We start from the raw sequence: 18,318 nt of genomic DNA, 5'->3' as shown, positions 1-18,318 counted from the left end.
ACGTGGCTTGGCGAGGCCAGCGATCACCTTTGTACGTTTGACGTATTTACCTCGAATGCTTTCGGCGGCGACGCGGGTGTCGTCTTTGGACGCAAGGCTAGAGGTTTCCCCGACAAAGCGCAGGCAACCGCGGGCGTGCACGCCCTATGTGCAGAGATAACTTCGCTGATGCGATCCAGTTCATCTTCGAAATCCTTGGGCACTCGTTTGAGGACACGTAGGCTGGTCACCAGTTCCTTATGCTCAGCGTAAAACCGTCCCGAGAAATGCGGATCATGGGCCGTCATGTCTGGGCGGATGCGTGTTTCGTAGTCTTCGGTCGAGAAATCGGCAGCCAGATGAAAGGCCACAGCGGACGCCTCCATAAGATCGGCGAAATCGCTTAGGATAGATTGCGTCACAGGGGCGTGTTCACGGTCGAGCGCCTCTTCCAAGACGTGCAATAGATAGAGCATGCCGTGAATTATCAGGAAAAAGAGCTGATGCTGCTGTTTTCAACGGAACAACGCATCCGCAGGCACTGAAGGGGCAGTGTGTTCGGGCATGTCCGTGGGGAACAACGCCCAGTCGGCCAATCGGTTAAGACCGCGTGCAAGGATTTCCAGCTGCTCATCGTTCAACTGAGCCCCAGTTTCAATGTCGGCCACGCAAATTGGCAGTGCCTGCGCCATAGCAGAGCGAAGCATATCGACGGGTTCACCCGCTGCTCGTCTTACTGGAAATTAGCTGTCGAAGGACCGTTGCGCCCCATCAAGCGTGCTTTCGGTTGGATCGAGGTCTACGGCGTCAACCGGCTGAGAGACGCGGGCAGCAAGTCCCTGCATCGCGCCTCCGGCGGCCATCAATTGCGACATGCGAAAACGGGTCTTGGGCAACGCGGTTTGGGCTGCAAACCAATCGTGGGGCAGGGGCAGTTATAGGGTCTGAACGTTTATTGCTTGATCCTCCTTGGGTGGAGTCAAAAACGGCCGCAATCCACTTTCATTTTATCGCCTGTGATGGCGGAGCTTAGATCACAGGCATAGTATAGTGCCGCACGCCCGACTTCTTCCGGGCCAACCCAGCGTTTCAGGGCGGCGACATCCGTATAGTTCTCGCGCTCGATCTCTGCCACTGAACGGCCCTCTGCCTCGGCGCGGCGGGCCAAAATACGGTCCATGTTTTCGCCGGAAACTGCACCGGGAATCAGGGCATTGACGCGCACGCCAACGGGGCCAAGTTCGCGGGCCATGGTTTCTGTAATCCCGATCAGCGCAAATTTCGAAGCGACATAGGCGGACCGCATCGGGTAGCCCTGAATGCCCATAAGTGAGGACATATTGATGATAGACCCTGACCCTTGGGCAGACATGATCTTGGCCGCTTCTTGTAGGCAAAACATCGCCCCGACGAGGTTGATGTTCATGCAGGTAATCCAGTCAGCCATATCTACCTCGGCCACCGGCGCAATCGGGCCGGGTCCGCCTGCGTTGTTCAGCAATACGTCGACACTGCCTGTGATCTCTTTGGCTTTGGCGAATAGCTTTCGCACATCCGCCTGATCGGACACATCGCAGGCAATGGCGTGGCCGCCAACGGCTTTTGCGACTTCTTCAAGCGGCTCCAATCGGCGGCCGGCGACGACAACCGTCGCGCCTGCTTGGGCAAAAACATGTGCCGTCGCCTCTCCGATACCGCTGCCGCCGCCAGTGATTACGGCTAGTTTTCCGTCCAGTCTGCTTGGATATTGCGTCATATCGTGTCCTTCTCAAAATCGCGCCCCGGATCGAACAGAGGCATTTCGGGCTCTCGGCCCAGTATGTGATCGCCCATCAATTGGCTGATATACGGGCCTATAGTGTAACCGCCACGCACACAGCCCAAAACGAAGGCATCTGGTACGCCTGGGAGTGCGCCGGCCAGTGGATAGAAGTCTGGCACATTGGCCTCGAACCCTGTCCAGCTGCGAGTGACGCGGGCAGCGGAAAGGGCGGGGACAGCGTATTGCGCCAAGGCGAGATTGGGGCGAACGGTGTCGGCGTCGACCGTGCCGCGCCCGTCTTGCGGTGTGCCGCGCCCTTGCCAGCCGCCTCCGATCAGGACCGTCCCGTTTGCCTTTTGCTTCATGGTCAGCAGGCCGGTCGCATGTCCGATCACGCTGCTCATAAGGGGCTGCAGACGTTCTGTAACCGACACAGTATTGACCCGCGCGTTCACCGGCAGATCGACGTCGAGAAGGGCAGCCAGAGGTTTAAGCCACGCGCCTGCGGCCAAAAGGATGCGGTTTGCGCGGATCGGGCCTTGGGGCGTGGTCAAGGTGAACCCGTCGCCCTGATCAATGGCGGTCACGGCACAGCCTTCGCGGTAGGGAATACCCGCGTCACGCAGTTTGCCTCGGTAATATTGCCCAGTGAGCGAGGAGTTGGCATAGCCATCCTCGGGGCAGAAACTCGCCGCTTCAACTTTGTGGGTCAGGTTCGGTTCGGCGGCTCGCAATTGGTTATTTGAGACAAACTCAATCGGGGCGCCGGCATTGGACTTAAGGGTCTGCCGCTCGTGCAGCATTTCGGCTTCGCGGGCGTTGAAGGCAAGCGTGTAGCCACCGGTTTTCGCAAAACCGACCGTGTCGCCCATCTCCTCCCAACAATGGTGGCCCTTAAGCGCATAGGGCATCAGTTTCACGCGCTTGATTTGCAGGCTAAGCGTGCCCGCGTTCACGCCAGATGCCCCTTGGCCCAAGTCTCCCTGATCCAGCACGATTGCAGACATACCACCTGCGGCGACGCGCAAGGCTGTAGCGCATCCCATGATGCCGCCGCCGATGATGGCGATTTCATATGTGGGGCCCGTCGTCATAGCGGTGCCGGTTTCGGGATGGGCAGATCGTCGTAGTCAAAATCGCCAGCGGCTTGTCCCAAAGGTACCGGGCGCAGGGGTGGGCGCGGGGTTGGAGGTGGAACGTCTGATGTTGATTTGTCCGTCTGCTCCGCGATCAGCGCGGCAATCGCCGTCTGGCAATATTTGCCGCCACAGGGACCCATGCCCGCGCGCTTACCGGATTTGACGGCATTGGTGCTTGTGGCGCCGGTTGTGATCTCGGTACTGATGTCCCTGCGGCTTAGGCTTTCGCATCGGCACACGATGGTGTCTTGCGTGGTCAGGGCATGCGCGTCGGCATGTGGAATGCTAAGCGCGGTCATCGCGCGGCCAAACCGTTCGGCCCGCTGCCAGGGGCGCACAGGCGGTGAGGGCGCGGAGAAGCCCAAGTCACGGGCGGCACGGGCACCCGCCAACGTCCCCTGTAAGGCGGCAGCCGCTGCGCCGCGAATCCCGCAGCCGTCGCCGCATAGATAGAGACCGTCCACCTTGGTCGCCCCGTCCGGGTCTGCAACAGGAACCCAGCCGCCCAAGGACGGATCATAGCGGATTGCCGCGCCCAGCATTTGCGCGGCCTCGATCTGTGCGATCAAACCATTGCCAAGGCACAGGCTATCGGTAGCAAAACTCAGGCCTGCTACGCCACGTTTCAGATTGATGGTTTTGATGCCGGTAACGTGGTCTCGGCCTTCAACCTCGGACACCGCGTGCCCCCACAAGATCGGGACACGGGCCAGTATCAGGTCGGCCATCCACAGCGCGCCGCGGGCCAGCAGCTTGGGCTGTCCAATCATCGACGGCGTGGCGCGGGCCCAGTCTGCGCGGGTGTTGGGCGTAATAACGGCGGCCACCTCTCCGCCCAAACGGCGTATTTCGCTGGCGACAAAGAACACCAACGGGCCGGTCCCGCTGACGACAGTGCGTTTGCCTGGCAGGGAAAGCGTCTGCTTAAACAGTGACGTTGCCCCGGCCAGTCCAATCACACCGGGTGTCGTCCAGCCGGGGATGGGTTGCACATATTCGCGCGCGCCCGTCGCGAGGATCAATGATCGGCAAGTGATTTGCTCGGTCGCGCCGTTGCGCAGAATTTGAAGGGACCAATGATCCCCATTACGGAGAATATCCCAAACGCGGGTGTCGGCCAGATGGGTGGCAGCACTTTCGGAAAGGGCGCTGCGCAGGCCATTCCCCGCTGTTGTTTCTGGCGTGACGGGGGCCAATAGGATGCTGGCGGTTTTCCCGCGCCAGACCTGCCCACCGGGCGCGGGCTGTTCATCCAGCATCACGACACGCGCACCGCTTTGGGCGGCGACTAGGGCCGCGTTGCCTCCGGCCGGTCCGGCACCAACAACAGCTATGTCGTTAAGATCTGACATCAGGCCCTTTCAACCACGAGGTCCGCCGACACGACTGTGCGGCAGGCTTCGACAACTTGACCATCCACGATGACGGCGCATTCCTGGCATAGCCCCATGCAACAGAACGCCCCACGCGGGGCACTGTCATTGGGCGCCTCGCGAAGGTTCAAATGCCCCGCCCGCATCAGGGCAGCCACAAGCGTTTCGCCCAGGTGGCCCTGAACGGGCTCGCTATCAAAGGTGAATGTCACCGTTTCAGAGCGCTTTATCCGGGTCGCGTGGTTGGGGACCAGTCGGATCATTTGTAAGAGATGCCCAGCTCGTCAAAGGTGCGTTTGATCTTGTCGATGTCGGCCTCTGCCAATGGCATGACCGGATCGCGCGGTACGCCAGCAGGTTGACCAATCAGATTCAACGCAGCCTTGAAGGAGGCCGGCCATGTGCCGGTGCCCATCAACAGTTCATAAAGAACTGTCAGCTGGTGATGGGCATGACGATATGTGTCATCCGGCGCACCGTTCCCGACAGCCGCCATCTCTGACGGTAGCAGGTCGGTGAATTCCGGCCCCGTCGCGATAAAGCCTTTTGCGCCTAGGGCAAAGGCGGGCAGGATGTAGTGGCACGGGCCGGTCATCACAGACAGGCGCTCGCCAAGGCGGTGCAGCAAATGCGTGTGATAGAAAAAGTCGCGCTGGCTTTCCTTGATGCCGATGACATCGTGGTTTTCCAACAGACGCTCGGTCTGGTCGATGGTCAGGGAAAAGCCCATGCGACGGGGCGAATTATACAGAACCAGTGGCAGCTTGGTGGCCGCCGATACTTTGTCAAAGCGCGCCATCAGTTCAGCTTCGGAGGCTTTCAGAACATAGGTCTGTGGCATCGATAACAGGACGTCAGCACCGTTTTCTTCGGCGGCGCGGACATAGGCCAAAGACGCATCGATGGTGGGGGCGGAAATGCCCATCATCACGGGCACGCGCCCTTTGGCTGTGTCTTTGGCAAGGCGGACCAGGCGGCCGCGTTCCTCGGCGTTGAGCGCCCAGCTTTCGCCATTGTCGCCCGCGATGCAGATACATGTCGCGCCGCGCGACAGAAGGAATTCGAAGAGGTCGACAAAGGCGTCCTCCATGATTTCACCGCGCTCATTAAAGGGTGTCGCGATGGCGGGCACGTAGCCGTGAAGGTCTTCTTTTTGCATGGGATCAGGTCCTTGGGGTCGGGATGCGGCAGGTGAAGACGCAGCCGAATTGGGCGTCCACAATGAAAAGGCGGGTCGGGTCCGCGGGATCGAAAGTGACAGATGTGGTCCAGAGCCCTTGGGGCAGGCGGACCTCGGCGATCAGGTCTCCGACCGGGTCGAAAACATAGGCGCGTCCGGCCTGGGCCTGGGCAACCGCAAGCCAGCCATGGCTGTTGCAGGCCAGCCCATCGGGGCCGAGGCCGCCGGACAGTTGCAAGTAAGTGCCGACCATGGGTGCACCGCTCTCGGGCAGGCGGGTCGAGAATTTCCAGACCTGATTGGCGCGGGTCGCGGCGACGTAGACCCAAGCGTCGTCAGGTGAAACAGCGATGCCGTTGGGATAAGGCACGCAGTCCAGTACAAGGCGCAGATTGCCGTCTTGCCAGCGGTAGACCCGCCCGCGCGGGTCGCTCAGGCTGGCGCGGCCGCTGTCGGTGAACCATAGCGCACCATCGGGGCCATGGGTCATATCCGACAGGCCGAGGAAGGGCGTCGGTTCGCCCGAGGAAATCAGGTCGAACGTGGTCTCGCCGGTCAGCTCGATCAACCCGTGCTTATAGTCTACCGCAATACGCTGCCCATCGGGGGTAAGGCGCATGGCGTGGGGTTCGCCTTCGATCTGGTGCATCTGGGTCCAGTCGCCATCGGGTGAGACCCGAAAGACCCGCCCGTAAGGGACATCCGACAGCCAAAGGTGGCCGTTTGCATCAAAAAATGCGGCCTCTAGGAAGGAATGCATTGTCTGGCCGGGGCGGGTCATCTTGGCCCATGCCGAAGGCTCGCCGCGATGATGCAGGTCGTCTGGCAAGGCGCTCCAGAGGGTGGCGGTGAGGTGGGTCATGTCACAATCCCTGCGTCAAAAAGCTGGCCAATCTGGCGCGCGTCCAGCCCCATCTCGGACAGGACTGCATGGGAATGCTGGCCAAGCCGTGGGGGCGCTTGATGCAGTTTGGTACCTTCGCCGCCCATATGAAAGGCCGTCGTCGGGAGGGCCGTTTCAGGGTTGTCAGGGCTGGGTTGGAAATATCCACGCGCGGTCAGTTGGGGCAGCTCGACAGCCTCGGCCAATGCCCTTACCCGTTCTGCCGGCAGATCAGCAGCACGCAGTCGGGTGACCCATGTGTCCGCATCGGCGGTCAGGAAGGCGTCGCGCAGGGCGGATTTGGTCGCCGCGTCGATAGTCCAGACATCGGGCCAGTTGTGGATCATGGCCAAGGCGGGCAAGGGGTGGCCCAGCCGCTCAAGAAGCGCGGCTAATTTACGATATTGTGCAGGGTGGAACGCGCCCAGCATCAGCTGGCCGTCTTTTGTGTCGTAGCTCGCGATGCCCGGTTCTTTGCCGCGCTTGGCGATGGCAGGGCTTTGAGCGGCGGCGGCCTCGGGGGCCATCATCTGCATGGCGACCTCAAGCATCGAGACCGAGATATGTGTGCCTTGCCCCGTTCGTTCGCGCTGTGTCAGCGCGGCGGTCACTGCAAAGGCGGCGGCGTATCCGGTGGCATAATCGACAAAGGAAACACCGGGCTTGACCCCGCCACATTGGCCGATCGTGCCGCTGGTCGCTTGGATGACATTATCATAGGCACCGTGTTCGGCCTGTGGCCCGCCGTCCCCATATCCGGTGATTGAGCAGTGAATGAGTTTGGGATTGATCGCGGCGAGAGCCTCGTAACCGATCCCAAGTGAGGCCAATGCGCCGGTTGTGAAATTCTCGACCACGATGTCCGCTTTGGCGGCAAGCGATTTCAGCAGGTCGATCCCTTCGGAGCTGCGCAGGTTAAGGGCGAGGCTTCGCTTGTTCCCTCCCTGCACCTGATAGTTCAGGCCAAGCCCCGCTGCGTTCAGCGCGTCATCTGGCCCGCGGCCCCGCGCGCAATCTGGGTTGGAGGGGTCTTCGATCTTAATCACATCGGCACCAAGCAGTCCCAACTGGTAGGTACAGAACGGCCCCGCCAGAACATGGGTCATGTCCAAAACAATTATGCCGTTCAATGCGCCTGTCACGTCTGTAAAGCCTTGCGATATGGAATCCTGTCTAATATACAAAACATGAGTTTATATACAAGACATAAGATGAGAGCCATGGCCCAGAGCAGCATTTTTCACCGAGACCTCAATTCTGACCTGTCCGTCGTCGTCGCTGGAGATGGAAATTTCCTTATTGATGCGACGGGTAAGCGGTATTTGGATGCCTGCGGCGGGGCGGCGGTGTCTTGCCTTGGTCATGACCACCCTAAGGTCCGAGAGGCCATCAAGGCGCAGGTTGATACGCTCGCCTTTGCGCATACAGGGTCGTTTACCAACCAGCCCGCCGAGGATTTGGCCGCCCATCTTGTGGCGCGCGCACCCCAAGGGACCGGCGCCGGGCGGGTGATGTATCTGGGCTCCGGCTCTGAGGCGATGGAAGCGGCGCTGAAATTGGCGCGGCAGTATTTTGTTGAGAACGGCGAGCCTGAGCGCAGCCAGATCATTGCACGCAAGCCCAGCTATCACGGCAACACGCTTGGGGCGCTGGCAACGGGTGGGCACGCCGGACGGCGCGCACCATTTGCGCCGCTTTTGATCGAGGTCAATCATATCGACGCGCCGTATCCTTATCGTTTGCAACATGACGGAGAAGGTGAAGTTGACTTTGCTATGCGCATGGCAAACCTGCTGGAGGAGGAAATCCTGCGGTTGGGGGCAGCGACAGTGATGGCCTTTGTTGCAGAGCCGGTTGTAGGGGCGTCATTGGGCACCCAGCCTGCACCTGCGGGCTATTTCAAACGTATCCGGGAAATCTGTGATCAATACGGTGTTCTTTTCATTGCCGACGAAGTGATGAGCGGCATGGGCCGGACGGGCACTTCGTTCGCGTTGGAGCAGGAGGACATCGCCGCCGACCTAACCACGATGGCTAAGGGGCTAGGCGCTGGCTATCAGCCGATTGCCGCAGTTCTGGTCGCGCAAAGCGTGGTCGATGTGATCAAGGCGGGCAGTGGCAGGCTGTGGAACGGGCATACCTACATGTCCCACGCGATTGCCACGGCGGGTGCCTTGGCCGTGCAGAACGTGATCGAAGACGAAAACCTGTTGGACAATGTGGTCAAGCGGGGCGCGCAGCTTGAGGCGGCGTTGCGCGCTGCATTTGCCGACCACCCCCATGTGGGCGACATCCGCGGGCGCGGGCTGTTCTGGACGGTCGAGCTGGTGACTGATCTGGGGACCAAAGCGCCGTTTGACCCCGCCGAAGCGATTGCCACGAAAATCGGCGCGGCGGCCAAGGCGCGCGGCGTCATGACCTATCCGTCGCAGGGCTGCATTGACGGGGTGCACGGCGATCACGTGCTGCTGGCACCGTCCTATACCTCGACCGAAGCCGAGATTGATCTGATCGTTCAGACGCTTTCCGCCGCCGTTGCCGACGTGTTGGAGCAGTAAGATGGCACGCAAGACGATCCTGACCGCCGCGATCACTGGCAACCTGATGACGCCAGAGATCAGCCCGCATTTACCTGTCACGCCCGAACAGATCGCGCGCCAAGCGCTGGATGCCGCTGAGGCTGGTGCAGCCATTGTGCACCTTCACGTGCGCGATTCGGAAACCGCCAAAGGGTCCATGCGACTTGATCTGTACGAGGAGCTGGTGGCGCGCATCCGTGCCGAGAACACGGACGTGCTGTTGAACCTGACCACGGGCGAGGGCGGGCGGTTTATCCCGTCCGACGATGATCCTCAGGTGGCCGCACCCGGGTCGACCCTATGTGTGCCAGAAAAACGCGTGGCCCATGTCGAAGCCTTGCAGCCTGATATCTGCACATTGGATTTTAACACCATGTGGTCTGGGCAAGCCTCGGTGATCAATTCGCCGCGCAACCTCGAAATCATGGCCGAGCGGATTTATGCAGCGGGTGTGAAGCCCGAGATCGAAGTTTTCGACAGTGGCGATTTGCATATGGTCAAGGACTTCGTCGCGCGCGGCGTACTCAAGACGCCGTTGATGGTGCAGATGGTGTTGGGCGTGCGCTTTGGTGCGGTCGCGAACCCGGAAACCATGGCCTACCTTGTCAGCCAGTTGCCCGAAGGCACCGAATGGGCCGCCTTTGGCATTGGCCGCGCGGCATTTCCGATGTTGGCGCAAGCCTGGTTGCTGGGCGGGCATATCCGCATCGGCATGGAGGACACGGCCCATATCGCCAAGGGCCAGCACTGTGAAAGCAACGCACAGCTGGTGGAAAAAGCAGTCCGGATCATCGGCGATCTGGGCGGCGCACTTGCCACCCCCGAAGAGGCCCGCAGCATTCTGGGCATCGCTGGATGAACCTAGCTGCCCTGATACCCCAAAGCCCGCGAGATTTGCAGCGCGGCGTCTTGGGTCTTGGGCAGATAAAAGCTTTCTACCCTATCGAAATCAAACCCGCTGTCGGGGCCGGACAGGTTCACGCAGGCGACAATCGCGCCGGTATTGTCGCGCACCGGCACTGCGATACTGGACCCGCCCGGTTCACGAAAGCCGCGCGATATAACACAGCCCGCATTGCGCGCCTGTGCGACGCGGGCGGCAAGGCTGGCGGCATCCATCGGCGTGTGTTCGGTAAAGCGGTGCCAGTTCTGGTGGGCGGCAAAGTCCTGCAAGGCGGCATCGTCCAGAGCCCCCAACAAGCACCACCCAATCGCCGAGGCATAGGCCTGCGTGCGGGTGCCGGTGCGCATGTTCGACACATAGCCAGATCGGGCTTGGTGGCTCACAAGGTAAAGAACATCATCTCCTTCCAGCACGCTGAGGTGCGTCGAAACGCCCGTCTCGTCACGCAGGCTGGCCAGAATTGGGCGGGCAATGGCGGTAATGGGCTGCTGGTTCAGATACGAAAACCCAAGGTTCAGAACGCGTGCGCCAAGGGTAAAGGTATTGGCCTGCTCCGCCTCGCGGATAAATTCCATCTGCCGCAAAGTATAGACCAGACGAAACGCCGAACTCCGGCTCAGATCCATCGCGCGGGCGATATCGCTCAGCGACATGGGCGTTTCTGCCGCGCCAAGGATTTCAAGAACCCTAAGACCCCGATGCAGACCGGGGACAAAATAGACATCATGATTGGACGCTTTGGTCATGGGCGTATGGTTTCCGTATTGCCTTCCTTGGTGTTTAATCTGCAAAACACACCAAAGACAATGGAGGACAGGTGATGACCGACGCAGCATCCAACCTTTTACCGGCCACGAACGAAGACACCTGCGGGCCGTATTTCCCGATCTATTTCGCGGATCCGGCGCTAGAGGATCTGACTCGTTTTGATCCCGGCGTTGTTGGCGCGGCCGCGGGCACAGCAATCATCCTGCGGGGCCGTGTGCTGGACCGCCATGGGGAACTGGCCAACGGGGCGGTGCTGGAATTTTGGCAGGCCAACGCAAATGGCATCTACCGCACCCCCGCGACCGAAGGGCACGAGGGCATCGACCCATGGTTCCACGGCTATGGCCGGATGCGCATAGCGTCGGGGGCCTATGAATTCCGCACGATCCTGCCGGGGGCGGCACCAGGGCGCGCGCCTAACGTCACGATCACGATCTTTTCCGACGGGATCAACCGGATCGTCACGCAGGTCTTCTTTGACGGGCAGGCGGGCAATGACAGCGACCCCGTTCTGCAAGCGGTCGGCGATGACGCACCAAAACTGATCGCGCGCCACGACGGGCGCACCGCCAGCGGGGCCGAGGTCTATGTCTTTGACATCGTCATGGCGGGCCCCGGCGAAACACCATTCTTTGACGACCTGGAGAGCTGAACGATGGCCAACCAAGGACGCATTCTGGGCATTGGCCCGACCGATAATACATCAGACCAACGCACCCCGCGCCAACGCCTGCGGCTGATCCCCGAGGTCGCGCGCGAAAGCTTTGTGCCGGTGGTGCCTGCGCGATACGCGGCGAATCCGCATGAATGGGACATGACCCGGACGGCCCCGGATCGGCCTCGCGCTGCTGGTGTGCCGATCGAGGTCACAGGCCGTGTGCGCACAGCATCAGGCCGCGCTGTTGCAGGCGCGTTGCTGGAAGTCTGGAGTGCCAATCACTTCGGGCGTTACCGCCACATCGAGGATCATTCGGGCCTGCAACTGGATGAAAACCACCTTGGGCTGGGGCGGGTTCTGACCGACGACGCGGGCCGCTATCGTTTCTGGGCGATCAGTCCGGGTGCCTACCTTGCCCGTCCTGATATTGGTCGCTGGCGTCCAAAGCACATCCATATGTCGATCAGTGGCGGGTCCTCGCGGCTTATCACGCAGATGTATTTCCCGGGCGAGCCGAACAACGAAACTGACCCGATGGCGATCCTCATGGGTGATGCCTTTGAGCGCAATCTGGGCATTCCGAGGGACGCGGGAGACGTGGACGTCGAAGAAGCCTACGATTTCGACATCGTGGTCGGCGGCCGCAACGCGACGTTCTTCGAATAGGAAAAGTGTGCCAAAACAAGGTCTAACAGCGGTGAAGAGGTGCCGTTAGGACTATGTCATGAAGGCATCGAAGAACTGAGAAAGTCCTGTGAAGTCATGGAGCGGCTGAACCTTGGCGACGAATTGATCCGGACGCACAATCAGTAAGGTGCCGTTCTGGCGATCGATGCCACGATGATCAAAGATGTCTGGACCGGTCTTGAGGTTGGGGCAAAATACGTTTTCGTAATCTACCAGCCCGTGTCGGCCCTTGTTTGGCAAAAGCAAGTCCGGCAGGCCCCTAGCTGAAGATCGCGGTGGGAAGATTGGAACACCGCGCGAAAATCAATGACGCTGTCGATGTCAGCGCCCTGCGGCGTGTATTTGACCAAAGGGCTGTGCGCGTCTTGCGTCAGGTAGGTGCAAAGGGCGTCGATGCCCGCGCCGGATTGGCCGGTATCCCCGTCGCATGCAAAGGCGATGAGCCGCCAACGACCATCTGCCTTTAGCGTATGACCAAGATACATGGGCCTGCCGTCGCCTGCGCGGATTACAGGTGCTGAGTGCAAGCGCATTCCGGTTGTCATGCCTCTTGCGAGCGACTGGTTTCCGCCCTCTGCCGTAATCATCGATGGGTCATAGCGTGTTTCGACCCCCGCGGTGTAACGGCCGTGTTTCTTGAAATATTTCTGGAACTGAGCCGCCTCGGAGGCAGTCTTGGGTTTGGCGCTGAACAGCCGCGCCATGTCGCGGTCGAAATCGGTGAGTTCTTTGGCTTTGGCGCGTCGCTCTTCGGAATAGGTATGCAGCAAGCCAGGAGTCGCCTGACCGCGCAAGACCGAGGCCAGTTTCCATCCAAGGTTAAACGTATCTGCCATCGAGACATTTATCCCCTGACCGGCCTTAGGGCTGTGGGTGTGACAGGCATCACCTGCGATGAAGACGTTGGGGAAACGTTCGGCGAGGTCGCTGTCGGGCACATTGTCGAAGGCGTCGCACACACGCCGCCCGATCTCGTAGGCGGACCACTAGGCCACCTCCTTCACGTCGAGCGTATAGGGCGCGAGGATGTCACGCGCCTTCGAGATCAACATCTCGGACAGTGCCCCCTCGGTCAGCGGCGCGCTCATCTCCGTGCAATTCGTCCAGCTCGATATACATGCGCACAAGGTAGCCACCCTCGCGCGGGATGATCAGGATGCTGCCGTGGTCAGCCGATTGGACCGCAGCCTTTAGTCGGATGTCGGGAGAATCTGTGACGGCGAGAACATCCATCACTCCCCCCAAAAAAAAGCTGGCGGGCGGATTCGCCCTTTAGGTCGTGCCCCATGGATTTGCGCACGGCACTGCGGGCGCCGTCACAGCCTACGACATAGCGGGCACGGATCGTTTCGGTCGTGCCATCGGGGCAGTTGAACGTGGCCGTTATGGGGCTTTGTTGCACAAATCCCGTCATGGATTCACTGCGTGAATCCAGTATGATAGGTGGAAGGCATGAGCAGTTGGGCACCCACGAGATACAAGACCACGAATTGGTCGTTATACAATGATAGCTTGAGGCAGCGCGGATCGTTAGCGATCTGGTTTGATCCTGAGATGACTTGGGCACCGCCGCCGAGCGTGATGGGCTACAGAAAGCCTAGCGTACTCTAGTATTAGGGACAGTAACCCATAAGTGATCGGGCCTTTGATACTTCAGGTATCGTCAAAAGATGGCTCATGGGATCTCTAGAATCAGCTGATTGATGACCTTCAAAGCGGCCAATCAATGCCCGGAGCCAACGAAATTTGTGCTTTGAATATGGAATTTCTACGTTGACGGCGGACGTACTCGGGGAAATAACCTGCTTTGCACTTTGCGTGACCCAATCTCTAGAAGGTTCAAGTTCAAAAAAGGATTCAATTTCCTCAAAAAACTCCATTGGGTGGCTTTGCATTTGTTCGTACAACAAATTCATATACTTTAGATCGGCTTGCTTTGCCTGCCATATTGGTTGGGTAGTTCGCCAAGCCCAAAGTTTTGCCATCTCCTCCTCCTCCCCTGGACGTAGAACAAGCGACATATCCTCCGCGTTTATATCATGGTGTCGCATAATATCCGTCCAAGTGTTAACTCCATTTCGTATCTTTAAGAGAAACCCAGGATGCTTCAGCATTGACCTAATGCTCGGCAAAGCATCTCTGGATAAAATGACGACGCGAATACCCCCAAGATGCTTTGCAAAAACTTCTAGATGAGCTCCGTAGCATGGTGTTTTGTCCACTACTATTTTTGCGCCCGTTTTTGCGCGGATGAATGTCTCTAACTTGGCTTGGAATTGTGCGACTGTTAGCAAATCAAAATTCTTTCCTAGTTCGTATTTCCAACCGTTCCACGCTTCCAACGATATTCCCAACGAAGGAAAATTGGCTTCCAAAATATTTCTCCCATCGTGAAAGTGCGTTCCAGCCACGATTTTCATTATGTCGTCCGTTTTTGTTGGCTCGCCTCCAAATGCATCAAGTAAAAGAGGAAGATAGTGTGTCTCGTTCAGGCAAGCTACGGAGGGGTGCTGATTAAGCTGCGTCGCTAGAAAACTGGACCCGGCCCGACCGGCCGTGACAATGAGGTTAAGCATAATTTGGGTACCTTTTTCCTATTGTCCTCCAAGGGATGTGCTTCTGAAATACAAGGCACATACGATTTGGGAGTTCAAAAAATTGGTGGAAGCTTCAGTGGTCGCTTAGCTTCTTTTTCGACCGCATGCGGTAAGCATTTCCAAAGTGTTTCCAAGGGTAACGTTTTGCCTGTTCACGTTCAGCTATTGCGGCATCACGTTCAGCTATTGCGGCATCACGTTCAGCTATTGCGGCATCACGTTCAGCTATTGCGGCATGCTGTGCATCTAGGTATTGGGCTTTAGAGTAATTCTCCCTCTCGGCCTGCTCACCTGGCAACGTCAAGTCATGTGCATAGTCCAGAAGAACTTTTCGTCGCATTTGTTGCTCTTGATCATTTGCGAGGTGTTGGAGGCCTCTGCCCACTTCTTTGTCTAGAGGATCCATTTTTGTTTGAATTTGGGCTTTCCGGGCCACAAATTCGGCTGTCCATGGACTGTATCCATACCACCAAATGCCTAATTCCTTTTTCGAAATGTCCATTAGTGGGGTCAACATCGAGCTGTGCCGACCAGGTGTGTAAGCGCCGAAACGATGTCTATGGAGCAAGCGTGTTCGAGCCCGCGGGAAATACCAAGGAAAGTTTACCCGTTCCAAAGGGAACTCAGATTCCCAGAAGCCATGAAATTTTTGCGCTACTAATGGAACGTTTAGATCAAGTGTCACCTCTGGATTATCGTCGACCATTGCCGTACCGGGGATAGAAGCGCCAAGGTAGTTACCAGTTTCTGCGCGTTCAATGATTTTATCAAGGTGCTTACCAACTAGAAATTCAGTCGTATTAAGGGCAATTTTCCAAGCGCCTGGAAAGCGGTCCTCATGCTTCATCACTTCAAAATCACAAGCCAACGCTGAAAAATTCTTGTTTTCGCTCGAAATGATCTCCCAGTTTGGCACAAGTTCCCGACAAATTTCAATCGAGCGATCCGTGGAGTGGTAGTCGATCAACACTCCATGATCGAAAAGAACACGATGGTGCTTGAGCCACCAAGGCAAAAGGTACTCTTCGTTGAAAAAGTGAGAGATAATAAGCTTCACGGTCTACAAAATACCTAATTCGGGTTGGTGCACAATCAAAGTCACTCGATGTTCCATTGCCGTTCCTCGGATGTTTTCGCCAATTTTTTCCGCCAATTCTGGGGCGAAATTCCAAGCGCCAATTAGCAAGACAACATCTTGGTCAATACTTTCTAGTGCAGAAAGCGGCAAAATTGGTGTTTGTGAGCCAGGAACAAATCGACCTATTTTGAGCGAGGCTTCGTCAAAGAAATATCTTGGTTTAAGACCAGCAGCATGAACAAAAGTCAATGCCTTCGCGGCAACGCCAACCAAGCCCAAGAATTTCCCATCAGCCACATGTTCGTCAAGCAGTTTAGACGTAGCGTACATTTTTTCCTCAGCGGCAGCAGCAAATCTCTCGTAGATATCGGAAGCCGTCCCCTCCGGGCAGTTTGGATTAAACAAAGGTGGAAGCGGGTCTGGCAAAGCAACATAGAACCCTTTCTGGTCGGTATCAGAAAAATCTATTTTCCGTGGATTGCCGCCAGGTTTTCTAAGGGTAAAAAGGAAGCTGTTCCCATGGACCGATACCAATTCAACGCGCTCTAGCTCTAGCCCAACTGAGCGCGCTAGAGTGGACATCGACTTGGCAGTATAGAATGAATAGTGTTCGTGATAGATTGTGTCGAATTCTCCGTTTGCGATCATGTTGGCTTGGCTCGTCTGGATCAGAGCGACTCCTCCGGGTCGCAAACAGTCGTAAATGCCTTGTGCAAAGTTACTTGGATCGGGAGTGTGCGCCGCGACATTCATTGCAACAATCACATCCACCGGAGCATCAGGTCTAACGACAGGAAAGAACCCGCATTTGACTGAATGACCGTTTTTCGAGGCGACCTCGCAAAGATTTTCTGCCGGGTCTATTCCCGTAGGATTAAGGCCTTGCTGTCTGAGCGCATCAAGCAGACTGCCATCGTTTGACGCTAGCTCCAGAACTTCAATGTCAGTTCCAAGTGAGGCAACGATTTTGCCAGCAAACCACGAGAAGAAATCTTTAAGAGTCTGGCTCGTGCCACTGGCGTACAGGTAGTCCACAAATATCTCTTTTGGATCCACAAAATGGGTAAGCTGACCATGGGTACACGATGGACAGACTGAAAGCCCAAGTGGGTAAGTATGAAAGGGATGGTCTGAGTCCTCGATAAGGGAGTTGGCGAGCGGTTGTTGACCGAGGTCTAGGATCGGTTGCACATTCGTGGAGCAAATAATGCAAGACTTCGCTTTTTTGATGGTCGAGTGTGTCAAGACAGTTTCCCCTTATTGAGGCATTTCACGGGCGAAGTCGCCGCAGCGCTCAGAAAGCTTTTTGATTGGAAGAGAGCCGACAATCCCTGTCATTAAGTCTGTCGACATTCGAAATGAGTAGGTAGCTGTATCAGGCAGATTCACAATTTCTGCGCCATACCATGCTGCAATCTCGTGGGCTAAAGACCCAATTTGAGTATCTAGGGACGCTACATTGATAAAACGGGGAAGTGGTGTGTCGCTGTAAATAAGCGCATCCAACACGAACGACAGATCTTCTAAGAAAAGAAGACTACGCCAAGCATTGGGATTAGCTACCCTCACCTGTCGATTGCTAATGGCGCCGATGTTCATGGAATTGAAAACCAGTTCTTCTCTTAGCTTTGGGCTGTAACCGCAAACAGTCCCCAAACGCAGTCCGCAAGTATTTTCTGCAAGTGGGCCAACTAATGCGTCGAATGCAGCTTTCGAGCTGTCATAAGCATTCAGAGAGGTGATCCGGGCCTCTGACTCTTTAAGTGGGTCAGGCCCCTGGTTAAAGTCATTATTGTGGCTGACCGAATACAAGCTGGCTGTGCTTGCATAGATCAATCGAACATGCCCCGGTTTACGCTGAGCGAATTCGAGTAGATCGAAACAGTTGTTTCGCACTGCTCCCGATGGATCCGCAATTGCTTGCCCAACGCTGGAATGGCCTGCTAACCAAAGTATGACATCGAAAGATGCCAGTACATCGGCTGGTAGATCTTGATATCGCCCTTCGATCTGGCTTATTTCCGGCGACTGACGCAACCCAAACGATACCGAGCAAACAGTGAGAGAATGGCCCCTATTAAAAAGCGAAAGAGTCAGATATGATCCGATATAACCCTGACCGACTATCAATATATTCACTACTCACCACCTACTTATTTAACAGCTTCCGCTGTGGGTTTGAAAACTATCGCGTATAGTGAGCCACTACTCATCCTAGCAGATTGTGTTGTCAATCCAATGTTTGTAAAAATCGGATCGAAAAGAGTGTTAGCACAATCTCCGAACCGGTTGAAGTTGGCGGGGCTGTTTCGCGTAAAGATGGTCCATATTCTGGATCAGCTCCAATTCAAGACGTGTTGGTTTTGTACCTCTACGTGGCTTTGTTGCACAAATCGGGTGAAGGGCGTTCCTCCCCTTACCCCAGACGGATTTAGCCTACGGGCTCAGTGACAGGTATGCCAAGCGCAGAATAGCGATTGAGCACGGCGATACGGATTTGGATTTCCGCAACCTGCCTGTCGAAGTTCCGTGCCATGAGCGATTGGCCCATCAGTTTCAAACAGTGCATCTTGGTTTCGACGCAACTTCTTCGGTGGTATCCGCTCCAGCGTCGCCACAAGGTACGACCCAAGTATCGCTGCGCATTAACTGCGTCGGTTCGGGCAATAGCTCCGGCGCTCGTCGGCTTCCAAGGCTTAGCATTCTTGCGTGGTGGGATCACTGCATGGGC

General features: G+C 57.0%; 22 protein-coding genes and 2 pseudogenes. 5 read left to right on the top strand and 19 right to left on the bottom strand.

Annotated features, from left to right (window positions below; genetic code table 11):
- Positions 1-23: 23 nt before the first annotated feature.
- The 10 genes from BM347_RS17270 to BM347_RS17235 form a co-directional block, all read right to left on the bottom strand.
- The gene (locus BM347_RS17270) at positions 24-455 is read right to left on the bottom strand and encodes a hypothetical protein (RefSeq protein WP_093917748.1); all 432 of its coding nucleotides are present in this window, start codon (positions 453-455) and stop codon (positions 24-26) included.
- Positions 456-494: 39 nt separating this feature from the next.
- A complete protein-coding gene (locus BM347_RS17485; RefSeq protein ID WP_139226528.1) occupies positions 495-686 on the bottom strand; it encodes a hypothetical protein in 192 nt (63 codons plus the stop codon).
- A 36-nt stretch (positions 687-722) separates the two neighbouring features.
- Complete coding sequence (locus BM347_RS17790) at positions 723-854, bottom strand: hypothetical protein (RefSeq protein WP_281247869.1); 132 nt, start codon at positions 852-854, stop codon at positions 723-725.
- A 104-nt stretch (positions 855-958) separates the two neighbouring features.
- Entirely contained in the window at positions 959-1,735 is a 777-nt protein-coding gene (locus BM347_RS17265) for an SDR family NAD(P)-dependent oxidoreductase (protein WP_093917747.1), read from the bottom strand.
- Positions 1,732-2,835 carry an NAD(P)/FAD-dependent oxidoreductase gene (locus tag BM347_RS17260; protein WP_093917746.1) on the bottom strand — a complete coding sequence of 368 codons (1,104 nt, stop codon included), beginning with the start codon at positions 2,833-2,835 and terminating at the stop codon, positions 1,732-1,734. The genes BM347_RS17265 and BM347_RS17260 overlap by 4 nt, the downstream gene beginning before the upstream one ends.
- On the bottom strand, positions 2,832-4,232 hold the full coding sequence (locus BM347_RS17255; RefSeq protein WP_093917745.1) for an NAD(P)/FAD-dependent oxidoreductase: 1,401 nt from the start codon (positions 4,230-4,232) through the stop codon (positions 2,832-2,834). Before BM347_RS17255 ends, BM347_RS17260 begins: the two co-directional genes overlap by 4 nt.
- On the bottom strand, positions 4,232-4,516 hold the full coding sequence (locus BM347_RS17250; RefSeq protein ID WP_093917744.1) for a (2Fe-2S)-binding protein: 285 nt from the start codon (positions 4,514-4,516) through the stop codon (positions 4,232-4,234). The genes BM347_RS17255 and BM347_RS17250 overlap by 1 nt, the downstream gene beginning before the upstream one ends.
- Positions 4,513-5,412, bottom strand: a complete 900-nt coding sequence (locus BM347_RS17245) for a dihydrodipicolinate synthase family protein (RefSeq protein WP_093917743.1) — start codon at positions 5,410-5,412, stop codon at positions 4,513-4,515. Before BM347_RS17245 ends, BM347_RS17250 begins: the two co-directional genes overlap by 4 nt.
- Before the next feature lie 4 nt (positions 5,413-5,416).
- Positions 5,417-6,295 carry an SMP-30/gluconolactonase/LRE family protein gene (locus BM347_RS17240; RefSeq protein WP_093917742.1) on the bottom strand — a complete coding sequence of 293 codons (879 nt, stop codon included), beginning with the start codon at positions 6,293-6,295 and terminating at the stop codon, positions 5,417-5,419.
- Positions 6,292-7,458 carry a CaiB/BaiF CoA transferase family protein gene (locus tag BM347_RS17235; RefSeq protein WP_093917741.1) on the bottom strand — a complete coding sequence of 389 codons (1,167 nt, stop codon included), beginning with the start codon at positions 7,456-7,458 and terminating at the stop codon, positions 6,292-6,294. Before BM347_RS17235 ends, BM347_RS17240 begins: the two co-directional genes overlap by 4 nt.
- Positions 7,459-7,536: 78 nt before the next feature.
- Here BM347_RS17235 and BM347_RS17230 point away from each other — a divergent pair, with 78 nt between their 5' ends.
- The gene (locus BM347_RS17230; protein WP_093917740.1) at positions 7,537-8,874 is read left to right on the top strand and encodes an aspartate aminotransferase family protein; all 1,338 of its coding nucleotides are present in this window, start codon (positions 7,537-7,539) and stop codon (positions 8,872-8,874) included.
- 1 nt (position 8,875) lies between these two features.
- Positions 8,876-9,754 (top strand): beta-keto acid cleavage family enzyme, encoded by an 879-nt coding sequence (locus BM347_RS17225; RefSeq protein WP_093917739.1) that lies wholly within the window; start codon positions 8,876-8,878, stop codon positions 9,752-9,754.
- Positions 9,755-9,756: 2 nt separating this feature from the next.
- On the opposite strand, the gene BM347_RS17220 is transcribed toward BM347_RS17225, so the two are convergent.
- Complete coding sequence (locus BM347_RS17220; protein ID WP_093917738.1) at positions 9,757-10,545, bottom strand: IclR family transcriptional regulator; 789 nt, start codon at positions 10,543-10,545, stop codon at positions 9,757-9,759.
- Positions 10,546-10,619: 74 nt separating this feature from the next.
- Here BM347_RS17220 and BM347_RS17215 point away from each other — a divergent pair, with 74 nt between their 5' ends.
- Together BM347_RS17215 and BM347_RS17210 are read left to right on the top strand one after the other, a co-directional pair.
- The gene (locus BM347_RS17215) at positions 10,620-11,219 is read left to right on the top strand and encodes a dioxygenase family protein (RefSeq protein WP_093917737.1); all 600 of its coding nucleotides are present in this window, start codon (positions 10,620-10,622) and stop codon (positions 11,217-11,219) included.
- A 3-nt stretch (positions 11,220-11,222) separates the two neighbouring features.
- The gene (locus tag BM347_RS17210) at positions 11,223-11,891 is read left to right on the top strand and encodes a dioxygenase family protein (protein WP_093917736.1); all 669 of its coding nucleotides are present in this window, start codon (positions 11,223-11,225) and stop codon (positions 11,889-11,891) included.
- A 51-nt stretch (positions 11,892-11,942) separates the two neighbouring features.
- On the opposite strand, the pseudogene BM347_RS17735 reads toward BM347_RS17210, so the two are convergent.
- The 3 genes and pseudogenes from BM347_RS17735 to BM347_RS17725 all read right to left on the bottom strand — a co-directional run bounded on the left by BM347_RS17735 (position 11,943) and on the right by BM347_RS17725 (position 13,326).
- A pseudogene (locus tag BM347_RS17735) lies at positions 11,943-12,850 on the bottom strand (FAD-dependent monooxygenase).
- A 91-nt stretch (positions 12,851-12,941) separates the two neighbouring features.
- A complete protein-coding gene (locus BM347_RS17730; protein WP_245764313.1) occupies positions 12,942-13,145 on the bottom strand; it encodes a hypothetical protein in 204 nt (67 codons plus the stop codon).
- Positions 13,081-13,326: an FAD-dependent monooxygenase gene (locus BM347_RS17725; RefSeq protein ID WP_245764311.1), complete on the bottom strand. Its 246-nt coding sequence runs from the start codon at positions 13,324-13,326 to the stop codon at positions 13,081-13,083. Before BM347_RS17725 ends, BM347_RS17730 begins: the two co-directional genes overlap by 65 nt.
- Positions 13,327-13,364: 38 nt before the next feature.
- On the opposite strand from BM347_RS17725, the pseudogene BM347_RS17480 reads away from it, so the two are divergent.
- A pseudogene (locus BM347_RS17480) lies at positions 13,365-13,490 on the top strand (IS5/IS1182 family transposase); the annotation flags it as partial.
- Between the two features lie 35 nt (positions 13,491-13,525).
- On the opposite strand, the gene BM347_RS17200 reads toward BM347_RS17480, so the two are convergent.
- From BM347_RS17200 to BM347_RS17180, 5 genes are all read right to left on the bottom strand, one after another.
- Complete coding sequence (locus BM347_RS17200; RefSeq protein ID WP_093917735.1) at positions 13,526-14,488, bottom strand: sulfotransferase; 963 nt, start codon at positions 14,486-14,488, stop codon at positions 13,526-13,528.
- A gap of 94 nt (positions 14,489-14,582) precedes the next feature.
- Positions 14,583-15,566: a glycosyltransferase family 2 protein gene (locus BM347_RS17195; protein ID WP_093917734.1), complete on the bottom strand. Its 984-nt coding sequence runs from the start codon at positions 15,564-15,566 to the stop codon at positions 14,583-14,585.
- A gap of 3 nt (positions 15,567-15,569) precedes the next feature.
- Positions 15,570-16,832 (bottom strand): class I SAM-dependent methyltransferase, encoded by a 1,263-nt coding sequence (locus tag BM347_RS17190; protein WP_093917733.1) that lies wholly within the window; start codon positions 16,830-16,832, stop codon positions 15,570-15,572.
- A 12-nt stretch (positions 16,833-16,844) separates the two neighbouring features.
- A complete protein-coding gene (locus BM347_RS17185; RefSeq protein ID WP_093917732.1) occupies positions 16,845-17,726 on the bottom strand; it encodes an NAD-dependent epimerase/dehydratase family protein in 882 nt (293 codons plus the stop codon).
- Positions 17,727-18,018: 292 nt separating this feature from the next.
- Positions 18,019-18,318: transposase (locus tag BM347_RS17180; RefSeq protein WP_342742197.1), on the bottom strand; the 300-nt coding region annotated here is incomplete at its 5' end.

The sequence above is a fragment of the Sulfitobacter marinus genome (assembly GCF_900116285.1).
Classification (GTDB): Bacteria; Pseudomonadota; Alphaproteobacteria; order Rhodobacterales; family Rhodobacteraceae; genus Sulfitobacter; species Sulfitobacter marinus.
Note: the sequence above shows the minus strand (reverse complement) of the source record. Positions and strands in the feature narration are given on the sequence as shown.

Bases quoted from the DNA above. Each gene is read 5' to 3' on its own strand.
- BM347_RS17270 (WP_093917748.1), bottom strand. From the start codon at position 455: ATGCTCTATCTATTGCACGTCTTGGAAGAGGCGCTCGACCGTGAACAC.
- BM347_RS17485 (WP_139226528.1), bottom strand. From the start codon at position 686: ATGCTTCGCTCTGCTATGGCGCAGGCACTGCCAATTTGCGTGGCCGAC.
- BM347_RS17790 (WP_281247869.1), bottom strand. From the start codon at position 854: ATGTCGCAATTGATGGCCGCCGGAGGCGCGATGCAGGGACTTGCTGCC.
- BM347_RS17265 (WP_093917747.1), bottom strand. From the start codon at position 1,735: ATGACGCAATATCCAAGCAGACTGGACGGAAAACTAGCCGTAATCACT.
- BM347_RS17260 (WP_093917746.1), bottom strand. From the start codon at position 2,835: ATGACGACGGGCCCCACATATGAAATCGCCATCATCGGCGGCGGCATC.
- BM347_RS17255 (WP_093917745.1), bottom strand. From the start codon at position 4,232: ATGTCAGATCTTAACGACATAGCTGTTGTTGGTGCCGGACCGGCCGGA.
- BM347_RS17250 (WP_093917744.1), bottom strand. From the start codon at position 4,516: ATGATCCGACTGGTCCCCAACCACGCGACCCGGATAAAGCGCTCTGAA.
- BM347_RS17245 (WP_093917743.1), bottom strand. From the start codon at position 5,412: ATGCAAAAAGAAGACCTTCACGGCTACGTGCCCGCCATCGCGACACCC.
- BM347_RS17240 (WP_093917742.1), bottom strand. From the start codon at position 6,295: ATGACCCACCTCACCGCCACCCTCTGGAGCGCCTTGCCAGACGACCTG.
- BM347_RS17230 (WP_093917740.1), top strand. From the start codon at position 7,537: ATGGCCCAGAGCAGCATTTTTCACCGAGACCTCAATTCTGACCTGTCC.
- BM347_RS17225 (WP_093917739.1), top strand. From the start codon at position 8,876: ATGGCACGCAAGACGATCCTGACCGCCGCGATCACTGGCAACCTGATG.
- BM347_RS17220 (WP_093917738.1), bottom strand. From the start codon at position 10,545: ATGACCAAAGCGTCCAATCATGATGTCTATTTTGTCCCCGGTCTGCAT.
- BM347_RS17215 (WP_093917737.1), top strand. From the start codon at position 10,620: ATGACCGACGCAGCATCCAACCTTTTACCGGCCACGAACGAAGACACC.
- BM347_RS17210 (WP_093917736.1), top strand. From the start codon at position 11,223: ATGGCCAACCAAGGACGCATTCTGGGCATTGGCCCGACCGATAATACA.
- BM347_RS17730 (WP_245764313.1), bottom strand. From the start codon at position 13,145: ATGGATGTTCTCGCCGTCACAGATTCTCCCGACATCCGACTAAAGGCT.
- BM347_RS17725 (WP_245764311.1), bottom strand. From the start codon at position 13,326: ATGACGGGATTTGTGCAACAAAGCCCCATAACGGCCACGTTCAACTGC.
- BM347_RS17200 (WP_093917735.1), bottom strand. From the start codon at position 14,488: ATGCTTAACCTCATTGTCACGGCCGGTCGGGCCGGGTCCAGTTTTCTA.